Origin of the sequence: Mesorhizobium sp. M0815 (assembly GCF_040319995.1) — a bacterium.
Lineage (GTDB): Bacteria > Pseudomonadota > Alphaproteobacteria > Rhizobiales > Rhizobiaceae > Mesorhizobium.
Genome location: NZ_JAMYOU010000023.1, coordinates 24947 through 41818, shown reverse-complemented (window position 1 = coordinate 41818; position 16872 = coordinate 24947). Strand labels below are relative to the sequence as shown.

Here is a 16872-nt window from a genome sequence, read left to right as displayed (position 1 = left end):
CGCCGTCGAGAAAATCATGCCATCGTTCTTGAGTCAGAAAAATCGAATTGTTTTTGATAAACACTTAGATATTATCGAATTATGCAGGCGCTCGATCCCGACCTTCTCAAAACTTTCCTGGCTTTCGTCGATAGCGGCTCGCTGGCGCAGGCGGCGTCGATCGTCGGCCGCTCGCCGTCGGCGGTGACCGCGCAGATGCAGCGGCTGGAGGATATAGTTGGCGAACCGCTGCTGGTGCCGCAGGGGCGAGGGCGTGGCCTGACGCCGGCAGGCGAGGATCTGGTCGGCCACGCGCGGCGCATTCTTGCTGCGCACCGCGAGGCGTGGCTGGCCCTCAAAGGGGCGCATGCCGATGGGCGCGTCGCCATCGGCACGACGCAGGATTTCGCCGACAGCGGCTTGCCGCAGCTTCTCAGGGCCTTCGCTGTCAGCCATCCGCGCGTCAGGATCGAATTGCGCGTCGGCCGCTCCGCCGAACTGGCGCAGGCTTTGCAAGCCGGCACCCTTGATCTGGCCATTGCCATGCGACAGGCGCCGACGCGGGACGAAGTCGGCGTGCTCAAAGAGCCAATGATCTGGCTTTGCTCACAAAACGGCTTGGCCACCCGCCAAGAGGAATTGCCCTTGGCGCTGCTCGATCCCCATTGCGGGTTTCGCGATGCAGCGACCAGTGCACTGGATGCGGCCGGCCGCCGCTATCGCATTGCTGCCGGCAGTGCCAGCCTTGCCGGCCTGCGTACGGCGGTACACGCTGGCATCGCTTTGACGTTGAGGACGGCGCGCTTCGCTCATTCCGGCATCGTCGAGGCGCCGCGCGATCTTGATCTGCCGCCGGTGCCGGTCGCCGAATTCGCCATCCGCTTGCGTGAGGATGCCGACCGGCCGGCGCAGGATCTGGCCGCGTTGTTCAGCGGCAACCTGGGCTTGGCCAGTTGAGTCAGCAAAGAAAAGCCGACCTTGCGGTCGGCTTCTGAGTAGGACGGGCCGAGGGGTTTGGGGGGACTTGGGGTGGCCCGTCGCAGCCATAATGCCTGAGCCCGATGATGGTTCCATGACTTTTCAAAATTTATTTTCAGGCACGGATTTCGCGTGATCGGACCTCCAACTCGCCCTCGGGCGTGGCGAGGATTTTGGTCATGCATCCGCTGCGCGCTGCCTGGCCATCAGCCAGTCACGGCCGGCGTGAGCGAACACCGCGCAAAGCACGATTGCGCCGCCGACCATGCTGGCCGCCGGCGGGATCTCCGCCAGGAACAGGAAGGCGAACAGGATCGCGAATGGCACTTCGGCCGAACCCAGCAGTCCAGACTCGGCCGCCGGAATGAGCCGGGCGCCCTCCGTCCACAGGATCGAGGCAAGCGCGAACGAGGAGCCGAAGGTGGCTAGAAGCAATGCGTCCCTGGCCGAGACGGCCAGCGGATCGGTGACGAACCAGCCGAGCACGAACAAAAGGAATGCCGACACCGCACCCGCCCACACCACCGGCGTATCGCGGAAGGTGCGCACCATGATCATGTAGAGGGCGCTGCCGATCGTCATCAGCAGCGCCAGCCCGTCGCCGAACAGATGGCCGGTGCCGAAGCCCGACCAGACCATGATCGCCACCCCGCATAGTGACACGGCAGCGGCAGCAAGCGTCTGCAGCCGGAACGGTTCGCGGACCAACAGGAGGGCCAGCAGCGCGGTGACGAAGGGGGCGGTGGCATAGATGATGGCGACATTGGCGACAAAGGTGAACTTGAACGCCGAGATGAAGGCGATGCTGGCGAGCGCGCCCTCGATCGCCAGCAGCCAGCCGCGCCAGCCGAGCCGCAGGCTGTCGCGACCGCCGGAGCGCTGGCGGCGCCATAGCACATAGAGGCTGATCAGGATCGAGCCGACGAAGCCGCGCCAGCAGGTGATGGTCAGCGGGTCGGAATGGATCGATTTGGTCAGCACGCCGGTGAGGCCGAAGACGGCCGCCGACGCCGAGACCAGGATGATGCCAAGGGTACGTTCGCGGGCGCTTTCCACTGTGCCTGACATGTCCAGCGATTCCGTCATTTCACCAGCCTACGCTGCCCCGTCCTGACACCATAGTGTCAGCTTGATCGAGGCGTCGTGCATCGAAACAGCAGACCGGCAGCCCCGGTGAACAGGCTGCCGGCGAAGCCCTTTCGCGGGTTTCCAGGATGGCGTTATCGGCCATATGTCCGGCGGCCTTACGAATGTGTTGCGAGAGAGGGTGTGAAGGCGTTGGATGCTCCCCGTATCGTCAGGCTATACGGGCGAAACCCTGCCAAGCGCTACGCCAGCGGGGACTTGCGTTTGGGGCAGGCGACACCGCCGTTAAGCAGCGAAGCCAGGCAACTATGGGAGAGAAATGAAATGGACGCGATTGCATTGAAGGCCATGCAGGCGCCGCTGAAGGAGGCCTATCGCGACGACGCCTCGCGCGCGCTGATTACTCTCCGCGCCAAAGGCTCGATCGACGACCAATCGATCGCCTGCAAGGTCGAGACGGGCAGGGCGATCGCCATTGCCGGGCTGCATCCGGCGACCGGCGGCACCGGGCTCGAACTCTGCTCCGGCGACATGCTGCTGGAGGCGCTGGTGGCTTGCGCCGGCGTCACGCTGAAGGCGGTGGCCACGGCGCTGGAATTCAAGCTTGGGGCCGCCACAGTGGAAGCCGAAGGCGATCTCGACTTTCGCGGCACGCTTGGTGTGGCAAAGGATGCGCCGGTTGGCTTCCGCGCCATCCGGCTGACCTTCGGCCTCGACACAGACGAGCCGCAGGAGCGCGTCGATGCGCTAATCAAGCTGACCGAGCGCTACTGCGTCGTGTTGCAGACCATCAGCCAGAAGCCGGAGCTGACGGTAAGCGCACGACGCTGATGCTGCCAATCTCTCCCCTTGAGGGGGAGATGCACGGCAGGGTAGAGGGGGTTGGTCCGACGGGGCTCGGCCTGCTGCGGCAGATGGAGGCTGGCGCTCCACGCCTGTCGACCCCCTCTGGCCTGCCCTCTTTGCCAAAACTTGGCCAGATGACGCTCCTACTGCGCCGACGGCTCCTCGGCGTCGCCCTCGTCCGCGAACGGCGAGGCACTCGGCACGCACTGCACCGACCAGCCGGCCGGCGTCGGCTGCTTCTGGTATTCGGTGACGGCGGAGGTGCACTGTTCGCGGGTGTCGAAGGTGCTGGGCAGCACGACCATGCCGCCTTGCGGGCCGGCGATCACCAGATACCAGACCAACGCTACGCTCGGTGCCGCCATGGGTGTTTCCTCGCTCTGCTTGTTTTGGGAGTCGGTGCGATCCTAGCAACTCCGGCCAAGCGGCGAAAGCTGGGCCGAAGCGCGGCGTTAAGCCACGGCATCACAGCCGCGTGATGCAAGGCCGCTTACTCCGGCTGCCGGTAGGCGACAAAGCGGTTGTGCTTGGCCTGGAAGATCAGCCCCGTCTCCTTGAGCGCAGGGCTGGCCAACGGCACGATACGCTTGGCGATCTCCGAAGGGTGCGGCAGCGTTTCCGGATACTCGCCGGGTACGGCCTGCGCCCGCATCGCGGTGCGCGTTGCCCCGGGATCGGCGGCGTTGACCCTGAGCGGCAGGTTTTCGGTCTCATGGGCCCACGAACGCGTCATGGCCTCGACCGCCGCCTTCGACGCCGCATAAGGCGCCCAGAAGGCGCGTGCGGAGTGGGCCAGGCTGGAGCTCAGCACGATAGCGCGGCCGGCATCGGAAAGCCTCAGCAGCGGGTCGACCGAGCGGATCAGCCGCCATGTTGCGGTGACGTTGATGGTCATCACCTTCTCGAAGGTCTTTGCCTCGACATGGCCGATCGGGGCGATGACGCCGAGCACAGCGGCGTTGGCGACCAGTATGTCGAGCTTGCCCCAGCGCTCGTGGATGGCGCCGCCCAGCCGGTCGATCCCCGCCATGTCGGCAAGATCGAGCGGGACGAGCGTCGCTTGTCCGCCGCCTGCTTTGATCTGGTCGTCGAGCTCTTCCAGCCCGCCGACGGTGCGGGCAACCGCAATCACATGCGCACCGGCTGCGGCAAGCTCCCTGGCGATGAAATAGCCGATACCGCGCGAGGCGCCGGTGACGACCGCAACGCGGCCGGAGAGATCGAGGGTCATGCTTGAACTTCCATGAGGTCGGCGTGAAGCACCCCCCTCTGCCTTGCCGGGCATCTCCCCCTCAAGGGGGGAGATTGGCCCTCATCAGGCTCAGCGCCTGTTCTGCGACCGTCGCGATTGGCGAAAGTCGACAGTTCAGCCGATCTCCCCCCTTGAGGGGGAGATGCCCGGCAGGGCAGAGGGGGGTAACCTGGCGAAGACAAATGGCGATCCGGCAACCTTACGACCCGCCCGCCGCCAAGAGCGAAAGCGTGCGGACATTGTCGGAGCCTTCGAAATCGGCAAGCCGGGTCGGATACTGGCCGGTGAAGCAGGCGTCGCAGAATTGCGGCTGCTCGTTGTCGCGGCCGGCTTCGCCGACGGCCCGGTAGAGCCCGTCGATCGAGAGGAAGCCGAGCGAATCGACGCGGATGAACTCGGCCATCTCCTCCACCGACATGCGCGAGGCCAGCAACTTCGACTTTTCCGGTGTGTCGACGCCGTAAAAGCACGAGGCGCGCGTCGGCGGCGAGGCGATGCGCATATGCACCTCCTTGGCGCCGGCATCGCGCACCATCTGCACGATCTTCTGGCTGGTGGTGCCGCGTACGATCGAATCGTCGACCAGCACCACACGCTTGCCTTCGATCATGCGGCGATTGGCGTTGTGCTTGAGCTTGACGCCCATGTGGCGGATCGAATCGCCGGGCTGGATGAAGGTGCGGCCGACATAGTGATTGCGGATGATGCCGAGCTCGAACGGAATGCCCGCGGCCTGCGAAAAGCCGATCGCCGCCGGTGTGCCCGAATCCGGCACCGGCACGACAATGTCGGCCTCGACCGGGCTCTCCAGTGCCAGCTCGGCGCCGATGCGCTTGCGTACCTCGTAGACATTGCGGCCTTCGACCGAAGAATCCGGCCGGGCGAAGTAGACATATTCGAAAATGCAGAAGCGGGTCTTCTGCGGCTCGAACGGGAACAGGCTTTCGATGCCCTTGCTGGTGACGACGACCATTTCGCCGGGCTTCAGGTCGCGCACGAAACGCGCCCCGATAATATCGAGCGCACAGGTCTCCGAGGCGAGAATCCAGGCGCCGTCGAGATCGCCTAGCACCAGCGGCCGGATACCGAGCGGGTCGCGGCAACCGATCATCTTCTTGGACGTCATTGCCACTAACGAGAAGGCGCCTTCGACCTGGCGCACCGCATCGATGAAGCGCGAATTGAGGTCGCGCTCCTTGCTGGTGGCGACCAGATGCAACAGTGTCTCGGTGTCGGAGGTGGAAGAGAAGATGGCGCCCTGCTTCTGCAGGGCGCGCTGAACGGTCATGGCGTTGGTGAGATTGCCGTTATGGGCGACGGCAAAGCCGCCATCGGCAAGTTCGGCGAAGAAAGGCTGGATGTTGCGCAAGCCAGCGCCACCGGTGGTGGCATAGCGTGTGTGGCCGATGGCACGGTTGCCTTGCAGGCTGTCGATGACACGCTGCTTGGTGAAGGTGTCGCCGATCAGGCCGACATGGCGTTCGACATGGAATTGGGTGCCGTCATAGGAAACGATACCGGCCGCTTCCTGGCCTCGATGCTGCAACGCATGCAGGCCGAGCGTGACGATGGCTGCGGCGTCCTGCCGGCCGAAAATACCGAACACGCCGCATTCGTCGTGGAAATGGTCGTCGGCTTCGGCGGAAAGCACGTCGTCTGCGTCTGCCACTGAGGCTGCCATTGGGGGCTCAAGCTCCGCTAAAGTCGCCATATAAGGTCATAGCGCATCGAAAGCAACGCACGTCGTGCGACGTTCACATGATCGACAGTCTCGAGGCGAGCAAGTCTGCCGAAATCAGTTTGCCGGCGCCGGGTTTGCAGGTGCCGGCGTCGCGGGCGCATTGTCGGCCGGCGGAGCGTCGCTGTCATCGGGTGCCGGAGCAGTGGCGTCGTCGCCGGCGGCAGGTGCTTCCGCTGCAGGCGCGTCGGGGGCCAGAGGCGTCTCGGTGGCCGGCTGATTCGGATTGAGCTTGTTGAGGATGGCGTTTTCCGGGTCCTCGGGCAGCAGGCTTTCGAGCTTGGCACCGATCGATTCGAGCAGCGGCTTTGACTTGGCGTTGGCAATCCAGCCTGGAGCTTTGGCGCCGGCCAGCCAATTGAAAAACAGCAGTGCGACCGCGACCACCAGGATGCCGCGCGCCGCGCCATAGAGGAAGCCAAGTGTGCGATCGAGCGCGCCGATCCTGGAATCGATGATCCAGTCGGCGAGCTTCATGGTGATGACCGAAACGACGATCAGCGCGACAATAAAGACGATACCGGCGGCCGCCGCCATGGCTGCCTTTTCGTTGTCGATATAGGGCTGAATGTAAGGCAGCACCGGCTTGTAGAAGAAGAAGGCCGCCGCAGCGGCAACTGCCCAGGAGATGATCGACAGGATCTCGCGCGAAAAGCCGCGAACCATGGCGAGCATCGCCGAGACCAGGGTGAAGCCGACGAGAATTCCGTCAAGCAGCGTAATCGGCATGTTTTTCGCCCCGCTCCGATCTCTTTTTCACGACTCGACGAGCCGCATCAGTCTTGCTCGTCGGCGCGGCTGCGCCGAGAGCCGGCTATGCGCGCCACGAGATCGGCAAGCTCGGTGGGCTGGAAAGCGCCGGCTCCGATCCCCCCGGCCCCATTACCACCAACAAGTTCCTCGCTGCCCAAGGGCAGAACCGCGCTTCCGAAACCCAGCTTTTCGGCTTCCTTAAGGCGCTGCTGCGCATGCGCAACCGGCCTCACCGCCCCCGAAAGGCTGATTTCGCCGAAATAGACGCAATCGGCGGGAAGGGCAAGACCGGTGAGCGAGGAAACCAGTGCCGCCGCCACAGCCAGGTCGGCCGCCGGCTCCGAAATGCGGTAACCGCCGGCAACGTTGAGATAGACGTCATGCGTGCCGAAGCGAACGCCGCAATGGGCTTCCAGAACCGCCAGGATCATCGACAGCCGGGCGCCGTCCCAGCCGACGACGGCGCGGCGTGGCGTGCCGAGCGTCGAAGGTGCTACCAGCGCCTGGATCTCGACCAGCACCGGCCGTGTGCCTTCCATGCCGGCGAAAACCGCGGCACCCGGCGATTTCGCGTGACGTTCACCGAGGAAAAGCTCGGACGGGTTGGCGACTTCCCGCAAGCCCTTGTCCGACATTTCGAAGACGCCGATCTCGTCGGTTGGCCCGAAGCGGTTCTTGACCGTTCGCAGGATGCGGTAGTGGTGGCCGCCTTCGCCCTCGAAATAGAGCACCGCGTCGACCATGTGCTCGACGACGCGTGGGCCGGCGATCTGGCCCTCCTTGGTGACATGGCCGACCAGAACGATCGCCGCCCCTGTGGATTTTGCATAGCGGATCATCGCTTGGGCGGCGGCACGCACCTGGGTCACCGTGCCGGGCGCTGAATCGGCCATGTCGGTCCATAGCGTCTGGATCGAATCGAGAATGACCAGGTCCGGCCGCTTGCCATCGGCAATGGTGGCGAGGATGTCCTCGACGTTGGTCTCGGCGGCGAGTTCGACCGGGGTGTCGGCGACGCCGAGCCGCTGGGCGCGCAGCCTGATCTGGGCGACCGCTTCTTCACCGGAGACGTAGACGATGCGGTGGCCCTTTGCCGCCAGTGCGGCTGCAGCCTGGGTGAGCAGCGTCGACTTGCCGATGCCGGGATCGCCGCCGACCAAAAGCGCCGATCCGCGCACGAAGCCGCCGCCGGTGGCGCGGTCGAGTTCGCCGATGCCGGAGACGATGCGCGGCGCGTCCTCGATGTCGCCGGAAAGGCTGGTCAGCACCACCGCGCGGCCTTTGCGGGCGTTGCGGGTGTTGGCCGGGCCGGAGCCGATGCCGCCCGACGTGCCTTCCTCGACCAGCGTGTTCCACTCGCCGCAGGCATCACATTTGCCGGCCCAACGCTGATGCACCGAACCGCAATTCTGGCAGATGAACTGGATACGGGATTTGGCCATCAGTTTATTGGTTCCAAGAGGTATTTGGGACGATCCCAGTAAACCGGCAAAGCATCTTCGATCGTATCGAAATGAGTGCGGCGCTGGCCGTTTCTCAGAGCCCAATTGTCGTATGCCGACCAACACGCATATCTGAACAGACCGACCGCGAAGTCGTTCTCTCGCCCGACTTCATCGTGCAACGTCTCCAGCAATCTCATAAGGGCAGTCGAGAGGCGACGATCATTGAGCCGGTGCATCAAAAGGAATGCGCACCCGATCGCCGCCAGAGAGGTGTCGTGCCGAGTTTCGTCCAACGAAAGGGCCAAAAAACTCAGCAGATCGTCGATGTCAGCTGTCGCTCCCAATTTCCAAACTCGATAAAGACCGGTCACTGCCGCGCTTCGCGTATAGTCTTCGACATGCTTGGCAAGGAATTTCCTCACCAATTCAACGTTCTCGGGCGTAGGTTCGCTTGAGTAGCAGAACACCAGCAAACCGGCGTGCGATTCCGTGCGAGAAATTGACCGGGCAGATCTCAAATATTCAGTGAGTTGCGCGCGTTCATCCTCGGAGATGTTATACTCTTCGAATTTTATCCTTTGGTAGATATCGCTAAAGTCCAATCGGCTGCTCCGCGACAATGCCTACTCGAACCGATCCGGCAAATGATGCTCTTCCGCAAGGTCCGAGAAGCGGGTGAATTCGCCCTGGAAGGCGAGGCTGACCGATCCCGTTGGGCCGTGGCGCTGCTTGGCGACGATTACTTCAGCCTTGCCGCGCATCTCGTTCATCTCGTGTTCCCACTTGATGTATTCGTCGGTGCCCGGCTTCGGCTCGCGGTTCTTCAGATAATATTCCTCGCGGTAGACGAACAGCACCACGTCGGCGTCCTGCTCGATGGAGCCCGATTCGCGCAGATCCGAAAGCTGCGGGCGCTTGTCGTCGCGGCTCTCGACCTGGCGCGACAGCTGCGACAGCGCGATGATCGGCACCGCCAACTCCTTGGCCAGTGCCTTGAGCCCGGTGGTGATCTCGGTGATTTCCTGGACGCGGTTTTGCGATGATTTCGCGCTCGATCCCTGCATCAGCTGGATATAGTCGATGACGATGACGTCGAGGCCGCGCTGGCGCTTCAAGCGACGCGCGCGGGCGGACAGCTGAGCGATGGAAATACCGCCGGTCTGGTCGATGAACAGCGGGATTTTCTGCATGGTCTGCGAACAGGCGACGAGCTTTTCGAAATCCATCTCGCTGATCTCGCCGCGGCGGATTTTCGACGACGGGATTTCGGTCTGTTCGGAAATAATGCGGGTGGCGAGCTGTTCGGATGACATTTCGAGCGAAAAGAAGCCGACGACGCCGCCATTGGCCGCCTTGAACGAGCCGTCGGCCTGCTGCGCCGGGACATACGCCTCCGCGATATTGAAGGCGATGTTGGTGGCGAGCGAGGTTTTACCCATGCCGGGGCGGCCGGCAATGATGATCAAGTCGGACGACTGCAGGCCGCCCATGCGACGGTCGAGGTCGCGCAAGCCGGTGGCGACGCCCGACAAATGCCCGTCGCGCATATAGGCGGCATTGGCCATGTCGACCGCCGTCTTGACAGCGTCGGTGAAGCTCTCGAAGCCGCCGTCGTAGCGGCCGGTCTCGGCCAGCTCGAACAGCCGCCGCTCGGCGTCCTCGATCTGGTCGGAGGGCGACATGTCGACCGGCGCGTCATAGGCGATGTTGACCATGTCCTCGCCGACGGTGATCAGCGCGCGGCGCGTGGCCAGATCGTAGATGGCGCGGCCATAGTCGGTGGCGTTGACGACGGTGACGGCCTCGACCGCCAGCCGCACGACATATTGCGCCACCGTCATGTCGCCGACCTTCTCGTCGGCCGGCAGGAAGGTCTTCAGCGTGATCGGCGTCGCGATCTTGCCCATGCGGATGAGCTCGGCCGCGACCTCGAAGATCTTCCTGTGCAACGGCTCGTAGAAATGGCCAGGCTTCAGAAAGTCGGAGACGCGATAGAAGGCATCGTTGTTGACCAGGATGGCACCGAGCAGCGCCTGCTCGGCCTCGATGTTGTTCGGCGCCTCGCGATAGAGCGGTGTTTCCGCCACGCCGAATTTTCGTGCTGCCTCTGCCATGATGTCCCCGGTCCTGATCCCGGTCTCTCGATATCAGAACGAGACAAGTCGGTGATGACTTATCTGCATCAGTCCCCAACCAACCAACTTTGATGCCCGCGATTCACAGCCAAGATACTTCGGTGGAAAGAATCTCGATTGACTCGAATCAAGATGGCGAGCCTAACCGTTCTTGGGCGAGAACAAAACAGGAAAATAGCTGCCGATCATTCCGGCAAGGCGTCACCCCAGTCCAGTCGCCGCGCGGCCTTGAACGTCTCGCCGTCGCGCTTCGTGAACAGTCGCTCGGCGGCATGACCATCCTGTTGGCAAAGCTTCAGCAAGACCTTGCCGGAGCCCGATTTCGGCGGTGCGATCACCCGCGCGCGGGGCGGAGCGGCCGGATGACGGGAAGCGGCGACAAAGATGAACTTTTCGTCCTCCCACGGCACCTCGGCATCCTTGGCCAGACGGTGCAGGCGCGAGCGGGCGACGCGGCGGGCGAAATGGCACCAGTCGGGAGCGACAAGTGGGCAGGGCGCCTCATGCGGGCAGGGCGCGAGCACGTGCGCCCCCGCCTCGATCAGCTGCCGCCGCACGGCAAGGATGCGCTGCCAGCCGGCCGGCGTGCCTGGCTCGACGACCAGCAGCGTGTCGGCGGTCAGCTGCCAGAGCCGGTCGATTAGTTTTGCCAGCGATGCCGGCGCGATCTCATCCAGCACATAGGCCGAAGTCACCAGCTCGGCCGGCTCCAGATCGACCAGGTCGATGGTGACGTCGCCGGTCAGCCAGGCGGTCTTGGCATGGATTGTCTCGGCGGCAAGCGCCTCGCCGACCCGCCGCACCGCGGCACCGGCCTCGAGCAGCACTGCCTGTTCGAGATCGGGCCAGAGATCGATTGTGGCCCAAAGCACCGTGCCAGGGCCGGCGCCGACATCGAGCAAGGTCTTCGGAGCATAGTCGGGCCGAGACTCGCCCACCGCATCGAGGCTGGCACGGACGGCCGCATAGGTCGCCGGAAGCCGCGTTGCCAGATAGGCCTTAACCGCCATTTCTTCGGCCATGTGCAGGCGGCCATCGCGCAACTCGGCGCGGTAGCGGTCCGACAGCGTCTTGGCCGCTTGCTTGATCATCGGCAACGGCACCTGTTCGAGAAGGCGGTCGACGCCTTGTCTAAGCGGGGCGGGCAGTTCCATGGTCTACGCAGCCCGAGGTGCGAGCACGATGACCGAGGCGCCAATGATGCACATCGTGGCACCGGCAAGATCCCAACTGTCGGGGTGCACGCCTTCCGCCAACCATAGCCAGACCAGCGAGGCGGCAATGTAGATGCCGCCATAGGCGGCATAGGCCCGGCCCGCCGCACTGGTGTCGACAAGCGCCAGCAGCCACGCGAATAGCACCAGTGAGACGAGACCGGGCGCCAACCACAGCGGCGACTTATCCAGCCGCCACCACGCCCAGAACGAGAAGCAGCCGGCGATCTCGGCAAGTGCGGCGGCGACGTAGAGGAGGTAGGTCATGAAAAAAGGTCCCGCGTTGACGAGACCTTTTTCAGCGTGCCAGCCGGCAATGGCAAGCGGCAATGGCGCGATCGCCGGCAGTCTACTCCGGATCCGCCACCTTGCGGCGGCGAGTGGGCTTGGCGGCAGGAGCCTTTTCACGACGTCCAAGATCGCGCATCTCCAGCGCCTTCTCGCAACTGGCCATGTAGTCGCGCGTCACCGGCAGCGTGTCGTTCTTCTTGGCGATCTGGATCTGGAAGATCACCAGATCCTGCCATCGGAAGGCAGCTTCCGAGGCGGCAAGATAGAACTCCCACATGCGGCAGAAGCGCTCGTCATAGATCGCCTTGGCCTTGTCGCGGTTGGCGGCAAAGCGCTCGCCCCAATGCTTCAGCGTCTCGGCATAATGCAGCCGCAGAACCTCGATGTCGGTGACGACGAGCCCCGACTTTTCGATAGCCGGCATCACTTCGGAGAGCGACGGGATATAGCCGCCCGGGAAGATGTATTTGCGAATGAAGGCGCTGGTCGCCCACGGCACACCGGAACGGCCGATCGTGTGCAGCAGCATGACACCGTCCGGCTTCAGCAGCGTCGCCGACTTGTCGAAGAAGGTACGGAAATGATTGACGCCGACATGCTCGAACATGCCGACCGAGACGATGCGGTCGAAACGCTCATTGAGCTCGCGATAGTCCTTGAGGTCGAAATGCACCCGGTTTTGCAGGCCTTGCGCGTGCGCGCGGTCGGTGGCGACGCCGTGCTGCTCGGTCGACAGCGTCACGCCTTGCACGTCGACGTCGAACGCCTTGGCGAGATAGAGGCCAAGCCCGCCCCAGCCGGAGCCGATGTCGAGTACCGTCTGGCCCGCTTTCAACCTGAGCTTGGCGGCGATGTGGCGCTTCTTGGCTGCCTGGGCCTCATCGAGCGTCATGTCCGGCTGCTCGAAATAGGCGCAGGAATACTGCATGTCCTCATCGAGGAAGAGGCGATAGAGGTCGCCCGACAGATCGTAGTGGCGCTGCACGTTGCGGCGCGCCCGCGACGCCGTGTTGATCTGCTGCAGGCGCCGGAAGGCGTGGCGCAGACCCTCGATCGCCTTCGACCAGGTGGCATCGATGCCGCCGCTGCCCATGTTCTGGAACGCAATGCGCATCACCCCCAGCACGCCGCCCTCGATAATGTCGAGTTCACCCTCCATGTAGGCTTCCGGCACCGCCAGCATCGGATCAAAAGTGATGGCGCGCTCGGCATGCCTTGTCTTGATGTGCATGTGCACCGGCTCGCCGCTGCCGTCACCGAAAGTCACCATCGAGCCTTGCGGCCCTGTCACCTTGAGATTGCCTGTGCGGACCAGGCGGTCGAGAACGCGCTTAAGCAGAATATTCATGACCAATTGTCCCCTCTCGGCCAGACATGCTGTCCTATTCTGCATCAAGATATAGGGGTTCGAAAAGTTCCATTTGGCATAAAAATGCCCGGGTGCGAGGCCCGGGCATTGGTCCAGATAGGTATTAGCCGACGAATGCCGGCGAACAACGATCAGCCGTTGTCTTCGCCGCCCTCGAACTCCGCGTTCGGATCGAAGAAATTTTCCGGCCGCGCATTGTCGTTGATGTCTTCGCCGTAGATGGCTTCGGCGGTGGTCAGCGTTTCGCCCTTGGCCTGGCGTTCGGCTTCGTCGGCCGTGCGGGCAATGTTGAGCGTGATGGTGACCTCGACTTCCGGGTGCAGCGCGATCGCCACGTTGGTGACGCCGATGGTTTTGATCGGCTGATTGAGAAGGATCTGGTTGCGGTTCACCGAAAAACCTTCCGCCGTCAACAGCTCGGCGATGTCGCGCGTCGAGACCGAACCATAGAGCTGGCCGGTCTCGCCGGCCGAGCGCACGGCGATGAAGCTCTTGCCGTCGAGCTTTTCAGCAATCTGCGCGGCCTCGGACTTGCGCTCCAGGTTGCGGGCCTCGAGTTGGGCGCGCTGTCCTTCGAACTTTTTCTTGTTACCTTCGTTGGCGCGCAGCGCCTTGCCCTGCGGCAGCAGGAAATTGCGGGCGAACCCGTCCTTGACCTTGACGGTGTCGCCCATCTGGCCGAGCCGGGAAACGCGTTCGAGAAGAATGACTTCCATGGTTTTGTTCCTTCGCTTGGGCACCTATCCTCAGGATCGGCGCCGAATTGTCTGGAACAGGTCAGGAAGCTGGGGCGTCGCCGCCTGTGTCGCTGTCCTGCCTGTCGCGGCAGTTAGGATCTCTTGTCGAAATCCAACCCGGGATTTGGTGTTCGATCCAGCTACGCCCGTCGTGGCCGGTGAAAAAAGCGGGCGGCGAACCGCCCGCTGGCTAGACCATGATCCCGAAAACTGGAAACCGGTTTTCGGATAAGATCATGGTCAACTAATCAGTCTTAGCGGACCACGTAGGGCAGCAGGCCGAGGAAGCGGGCGCGCTTGATCGCCTTGGCGAGTTCGCGCTGCTTCTTCTGGCTGACGGCGGTGATGCGCGACGGCACGATCTTGCCGCGCTCGGAAATGTAGCGCTGCAGAAGCCGCACGTCCTTGTAGTCGATCTTCGGCGCGTTGGCGCCGGAGAACGGGCAAGTCTTGCGGCGACGGTGGAAGGGGCGCCGGGTTGGGATCTGGTTGATGTCGACCATTATTCTGCGGCTCCTTCAAAGCCTTCGCGCGGACGGCGCGGGCCACGATCGGCACCGCCATCGCCGAAGCTGCGCGGCGGACGATCAGCACGGTCACCGCGATCGCGGTCGCCGAATGAGCGCGGGCCACGATCGCCACGGTCGCGGTCGCCGAAGCCGCCGCGTTCCGAGCGCTCTTCGCGCTTCTGCATCATTGCCGACGGGCCTTCCTCATGCGCATCGACCTTGATGGTCAGGAAACGCAGCACGTCCTCGGACAGGCCCATCTGGCGCTCCATCTCATTGAGCGCGGCCGGCGGGCAGGTGATGTCCATGAGTGTATAATATGCCTTCCGGTTCTTGTTGACCCGGTAGGTGAGGGACTTCAGTCCCCAGTTCTCGACCCGGCCGACGGACCCGCCATTCGCGGTGAGGACGCCCTTGTACTGTTCGACAAGCGCATCGACCTGCTGCTGCGAGAGGTCCTGCCGGGCAAGAAACACATGTTCGTATAGAGCCATAGTGTTCGTGCCTTTCTTCGTTTCTCTCCCGGTTCCCGGCGGCAAAAGCCTCTGCAACTTCTCTGACCCGCAATCCTTGCGAAGACGGGGAAGAAAGGAGCATGACGAGACGGTCGAGAGCGGAGACACGGGAGGCGGAAGCGCTTCTGGCTCCACGCGAAGGTTCGAAAACCTCCGGCCCTCCGTTCAGCCCCCAGCAAGGACCGGCAGATTGCGGGCGTCTATACAGGAATTTGACCGCAAAGCAAGGCCAAACGACAGGCCAAACGGCTCGACTAGCGTCCTATCTTCCAGAGCACAACGGACCTCGATGGCAAGGTTTTACGGATTTCCTGAAACCGGACCTTAACCATCATGCGAAGTTCCAGCACCGGCGGGCGTGGCGGCAACCCGCCGTTCATCATGCGAATGCAAAACGAACAGTTCGCGCGCGGCCGCCAGCAAGGCGGTTTTGGGGATAAAATGCTGTTCGACAAATTCTGCCGTTCGAAGAGCGGCAACTTTGCCCTGATGCTGGCGTTCGGGCTGCCTGCGGTTCTGACGGCCGTCGCCTTTGCCGTGGACGTGTCCACCTTGATGAGGGCCAAGGTCAGCTTGCAGAACGCGCTCGATGCCGCGAACCTTGCATCTTCGCATCTCGGCGACATCGAGGCTTCGCGCAAGGACGTCTTCGACCGCTACTTCCAGGCCAATGTCGCCGGCCACAGCGAGTTGAGGAACGCCGAAGCGACGCTTACCGTCGAAAGGGGCCTCAATTACATCCAGACAAAGGCTGTCGCCGCGGCCGATGTCAACTTGAACTTCGCCTTCCTGTTCGGCAACGACAAGCGCATCACCGTCGATGCCGGCGCCGTCGAATCGACCAATCAGCTCGAAGTCGTGCTGGTGCTCGACAATACCGGGTCGATGGCCAGCAACGACCGCATCGGCGCATTGCGGACGGCGGCGACGGGCTTGATCGATATGCTCCAAGCCGCGAAGTCGCCGACGCGCAGCGTACGTGTCGCAGTGGTGCCGTTCGTCACCGCGGTCAATGTCAAGGGCGAGGACTACGATCCGGCCTGGATCGACATGGCCGGCAAATCGCCGAACAATGGCGCCAATTTCCCCTTGGTCGGCGGCAAGCGCGTCAACCATATGGACCTGTTCAAGCAATTGGGCGTCGAATGGAGAGGCTGCGTCGAGGCGCGGCCCGGAATCAACAATGTTTCCGACATTTCGCCCGACCAAAACAAACCGGACACCCTGTTCGTACCCTATTTCGCGCCGGACGATCCAGGTAACGCCAAAAATCCGAACAGCTCCTATGGCAATTCGGCGGCCGGCTACAACAATTCCTATCTCGACGATACGGTTATCACCCTGCTTCCCGGCCTCACCGGCGACATCGCGAAGTACAGTGTTTCGACGATGAAGCTGATCAACGACAAGAAAGGCCCCCTGACCATCGGCCCAAACCGGGCCTGTCCGACGCCGATAGTGCCGCTGACCGACGATTTCGACAAATTGCGTAAGGCCGTCAGTGAGATGATCGAATGGAACGGCTCGGGGACCAATGTTTCGGAAGGGTTGTCATGGGGGATGCGGGTACTCTCGCCGGAACCGCCCTACAGTGACGGCGCGCCGTTCAGGGCGTCAGGCACGACCAAAACGGTGCTGCTGCTCACCGACGGCGAAAATGTTGTCTATGGCGCGAAGGATACGCCACAGAAGTCGGACTATGGTTCTTACGGGTTCCTGGCTTCGGGTCGGTTCGGATCCAGCGACCAGACCGCGGCCGCGCGCAATGTCGACGACTGGACAACCAATGCCTGCAACACGTTGAAGAAACAGGACGTGCAGATCTTCACAGTACTGCTGCAGGCCGACACCGCAGCCAACCGCAAGCTCTACGAGGCCTGCGCGTCGTCGCCGTCGGATTATTACCCGACCAACGACGTCACCCAGCTCGAAAGCGTGTTCCTGAAAATCGGAAGCTCGATTTCGCACCTGCACTTGACGAACTGAACCACGTCAGTCGCCCAACGGCCGTTCCGCCGCCGCTGC

17 protein-coding genes are annotated in these 16872 nt (G+C 63.0%); 3 read left to right on the top strand and 14 right to left on the bottom strand.

Features of this window, described 5'->3' with window-relative positions; translation table 11 throughout:
• The first annotated feature begins 81 nt into the window (after window positions 1-81).
• A complete protein-coding gene (locus NKI01_RS22895; protein ID WP_352548981.1) occupies window positions 82-936 on the top strand; it encodes a LysR substrate-binding domain-containing protein in 855 nt (284 codons plus the stop codon).
• Window positions 937-1134: 198 nt separating this feature from the next.
• Here the strand turns inward: NKI01_RS22895 and NKI01_RS22890 are convergent, their stop codons facing one another.
• Window positions 1135-2043, bottom strand: a complete 909-nt coding sequence (locus NKI01_RS22890) for a DMT family transporter (protein ID WP_023719842.1) — start codon at window positions 2041-2043, stop codon at window positions 1135-1137.
• A 324-nt stretch (window positions 2044-2367) separates the two neighbouring features.
• On the opposite strand from NKI01_RS22890, the gene NKI01_RS22885 reads away from it, so the two are divergent.
• Window positions 2368-2874 carry an OsmC family protein gene (locus tag NKI01_RS22885; RefSeq protein ID WP_352848708.1) on the top strand — a complete coding sequence of 169 codons (507 nt, stop codon included), beginning with the start codon at window positions 2368-2370 and terminating at the stop codon, window positions 2872-2874.
• A 158-nt stretch (window positions 2875-3032) separates the two neighbouring features.
• Here NKI01_RS22885 and NKI01_RS22880 read toward each other — a convergent pair whose 3' ends face one another.
• From NKI01_RS22880 to rpsF, 13 genes are all read right to left on the bottom strand, one after another.
• Window positions 3033-3254, bottom strand: coding sequence for a hypothetical protein (locus NKI01_RS22880; protein ID WP_023719840.1), 222 nt, complete (start codon window positions 3252-3254; stop codon window positions 3033-3035).
• A gap of 125 nt (window positions 3255-3379) precedes the next feature.
• Window positions 3380-4120, bottom strand: a complete 741-nt coding sequence (locus NKI01_RS22875) for an SDR family NAD(P)-dependent oxidoreductase (protein WP_023719839.1) — start codon at window positions 4118-4120, stop codon at window positions 3380-3382.
• A 220-nt stretch (window positions 4121-4340) separates the two neighbouring features.
• Window positions 4341-5822 (bottom strand): amidophosphoribosyltransferase, encoded by a 1482-nt coding sequence (purF, locus tag NKI01_RS22870; RefSeq protein ID WP_036244955.1) that lies wholly within the window; start codon window positions 5820-5822, stop codon window positions 4341-4343.
• Between the two features lie 114 nt (window positions 5823-5936).
• Window positions 5937-6608 (bottom strand): CvpA family protein, encoded by a 672-nt coding sequence (locus NKI01_RS22865; protein WP_023719837.1) that lies wholly within the window; start codon window positions 6606-6608, stop codon window positions 5937-5939.
• A gap of 47 nt (window positions 6609-6655) precedes the next feature.
• The gene (gene radA / locus NKI01_RS22860) at window positions 6656-8074 is read right to left on the bottom strand and encodes a DNA repair protein RadA (RefSeq protein ID WP_023719836.1); all 1419 of its coding nucleotides are present in this window, start codon (window positions 8072-8074) and stop codon (window positions 6656-6658) included.
• Window positions 8074-8679 (bottom strand): hypothetical protein, encoded by a 606-nt coding sequence (locus tag NKI01_RS22855; RefSeq protein ID WP_352481820.1) that lies wholly within the window; start codon window positions 8677-8679, stop codon window positions 8074-8076. Before NKI01_RS22855 ends, radA begins: the two co-directional genes overlap by 1 nt.
• Before the next feature lie 21 nt (window positions 8680-8700).
• Window positions 8701-10191: a replicative DNA helicase gene (locus NKI01_RS22850; protein ID WP_023677714.1), complete on the bottom strand. Its 1491-nt coding sequence runs from the start codon at window positions 10189-10191 to the stop codon at window positions 8701-8703.
• A 206-nt stretch (window positions 10192-10397) separates the two neighbouring features.
• On the bottom strand, window positions 10398-11366 hold the full coding sequence (locus tag NKI01_RS22845) for a small ribosomal subunit Rsm22 family protein (RefSeq protein ID WP_023719834.1): 969 nt from the start codon (window positions 11364-11366) through the stop codon (window positions 10398-10400).
• Between the two features lie 3 nt (window positions 11367-11369).
• Window positions 11370-11693 carry a YnfA family protein gene (locus tag NKI01_RS22840; RefSeq protein WP_023719833.1) on the bottom strand — a complete coding sequence of 108 codons (324 nt, stop codon included), beginning with the start codon at window positions 11691-11693 and terminating at the stop codon, window positions 11370-11372.
• An 82-nt stretch (window positions 11694-11775) separates the two neighbouring features.
• A complete protein-coding gene (locus NKI01_RS22835) occupies window positions 11776-13065 on the bottom strand; it encodes a cyclopropane fatty acid synthase (protein WP_352964684.1) in 1290 nt (429 codons plus the stop codon).
• A gap of 152 nt (window positions 13066-13217) precedes the next feature.
• A complete protein-coding gene (gene rplI / locus NKI01_RS22830; protein WP_023719831.1) occupies window positions 13218-13802 on the bottom strand; it encodes a 50S ribosomal protein L9 in 585 nt (194 codons plus the stop codon).
• A 275-nt stretch (window positions 13803-14077) separates the two neighbouring features.
• Window positions 14078-14326 carry a 30S ribosomal protein S18 gene (gene rpsR / locus NKI01_RS22825; RefSeq protein ID WP_006203718.1) on the bottom strand — a complete coding sequence of 83 codons (249 nt, stop codon included), beginning with the start codon at window positions 14324-14326 and terminating at the stop codon, window positions 14078-14080.
• Window positions 14326-14826: a 30S ribosomal protein S6 gene (gene rpsF, locus NKI01_RS22820; protein ID WP_023719830.1), complete on the bottom strand. Its 501-nt coding sequence runs from the start codon at window positions 14824-14826 to the stop codon at window positions 14326-14328. The genes rpsR and rpsF overlap by 1 nt, the downstream gene beginning before the upstream one ends.
• Before the next feature lie 354 nt (window positions 14827-15180).
• Here rpsF and NKI01_RS22815 point away from each other — a divergent pair, with 354 nt between their 5' ends.
• The gene (locus NKI01_RS22815; protein WP_352964681.1) at window positions 15181-16833 is read left to right on the top strand and encodes a pilus assembly protein TadG-related protein; all 1653 of its coding nucleotides are present in this window, start codon (window positions 15181-15183) and stop codon (window positions 16831-16833) included.
• Window positions 16834-16872 lie beyond the last annotated feature (39 nt).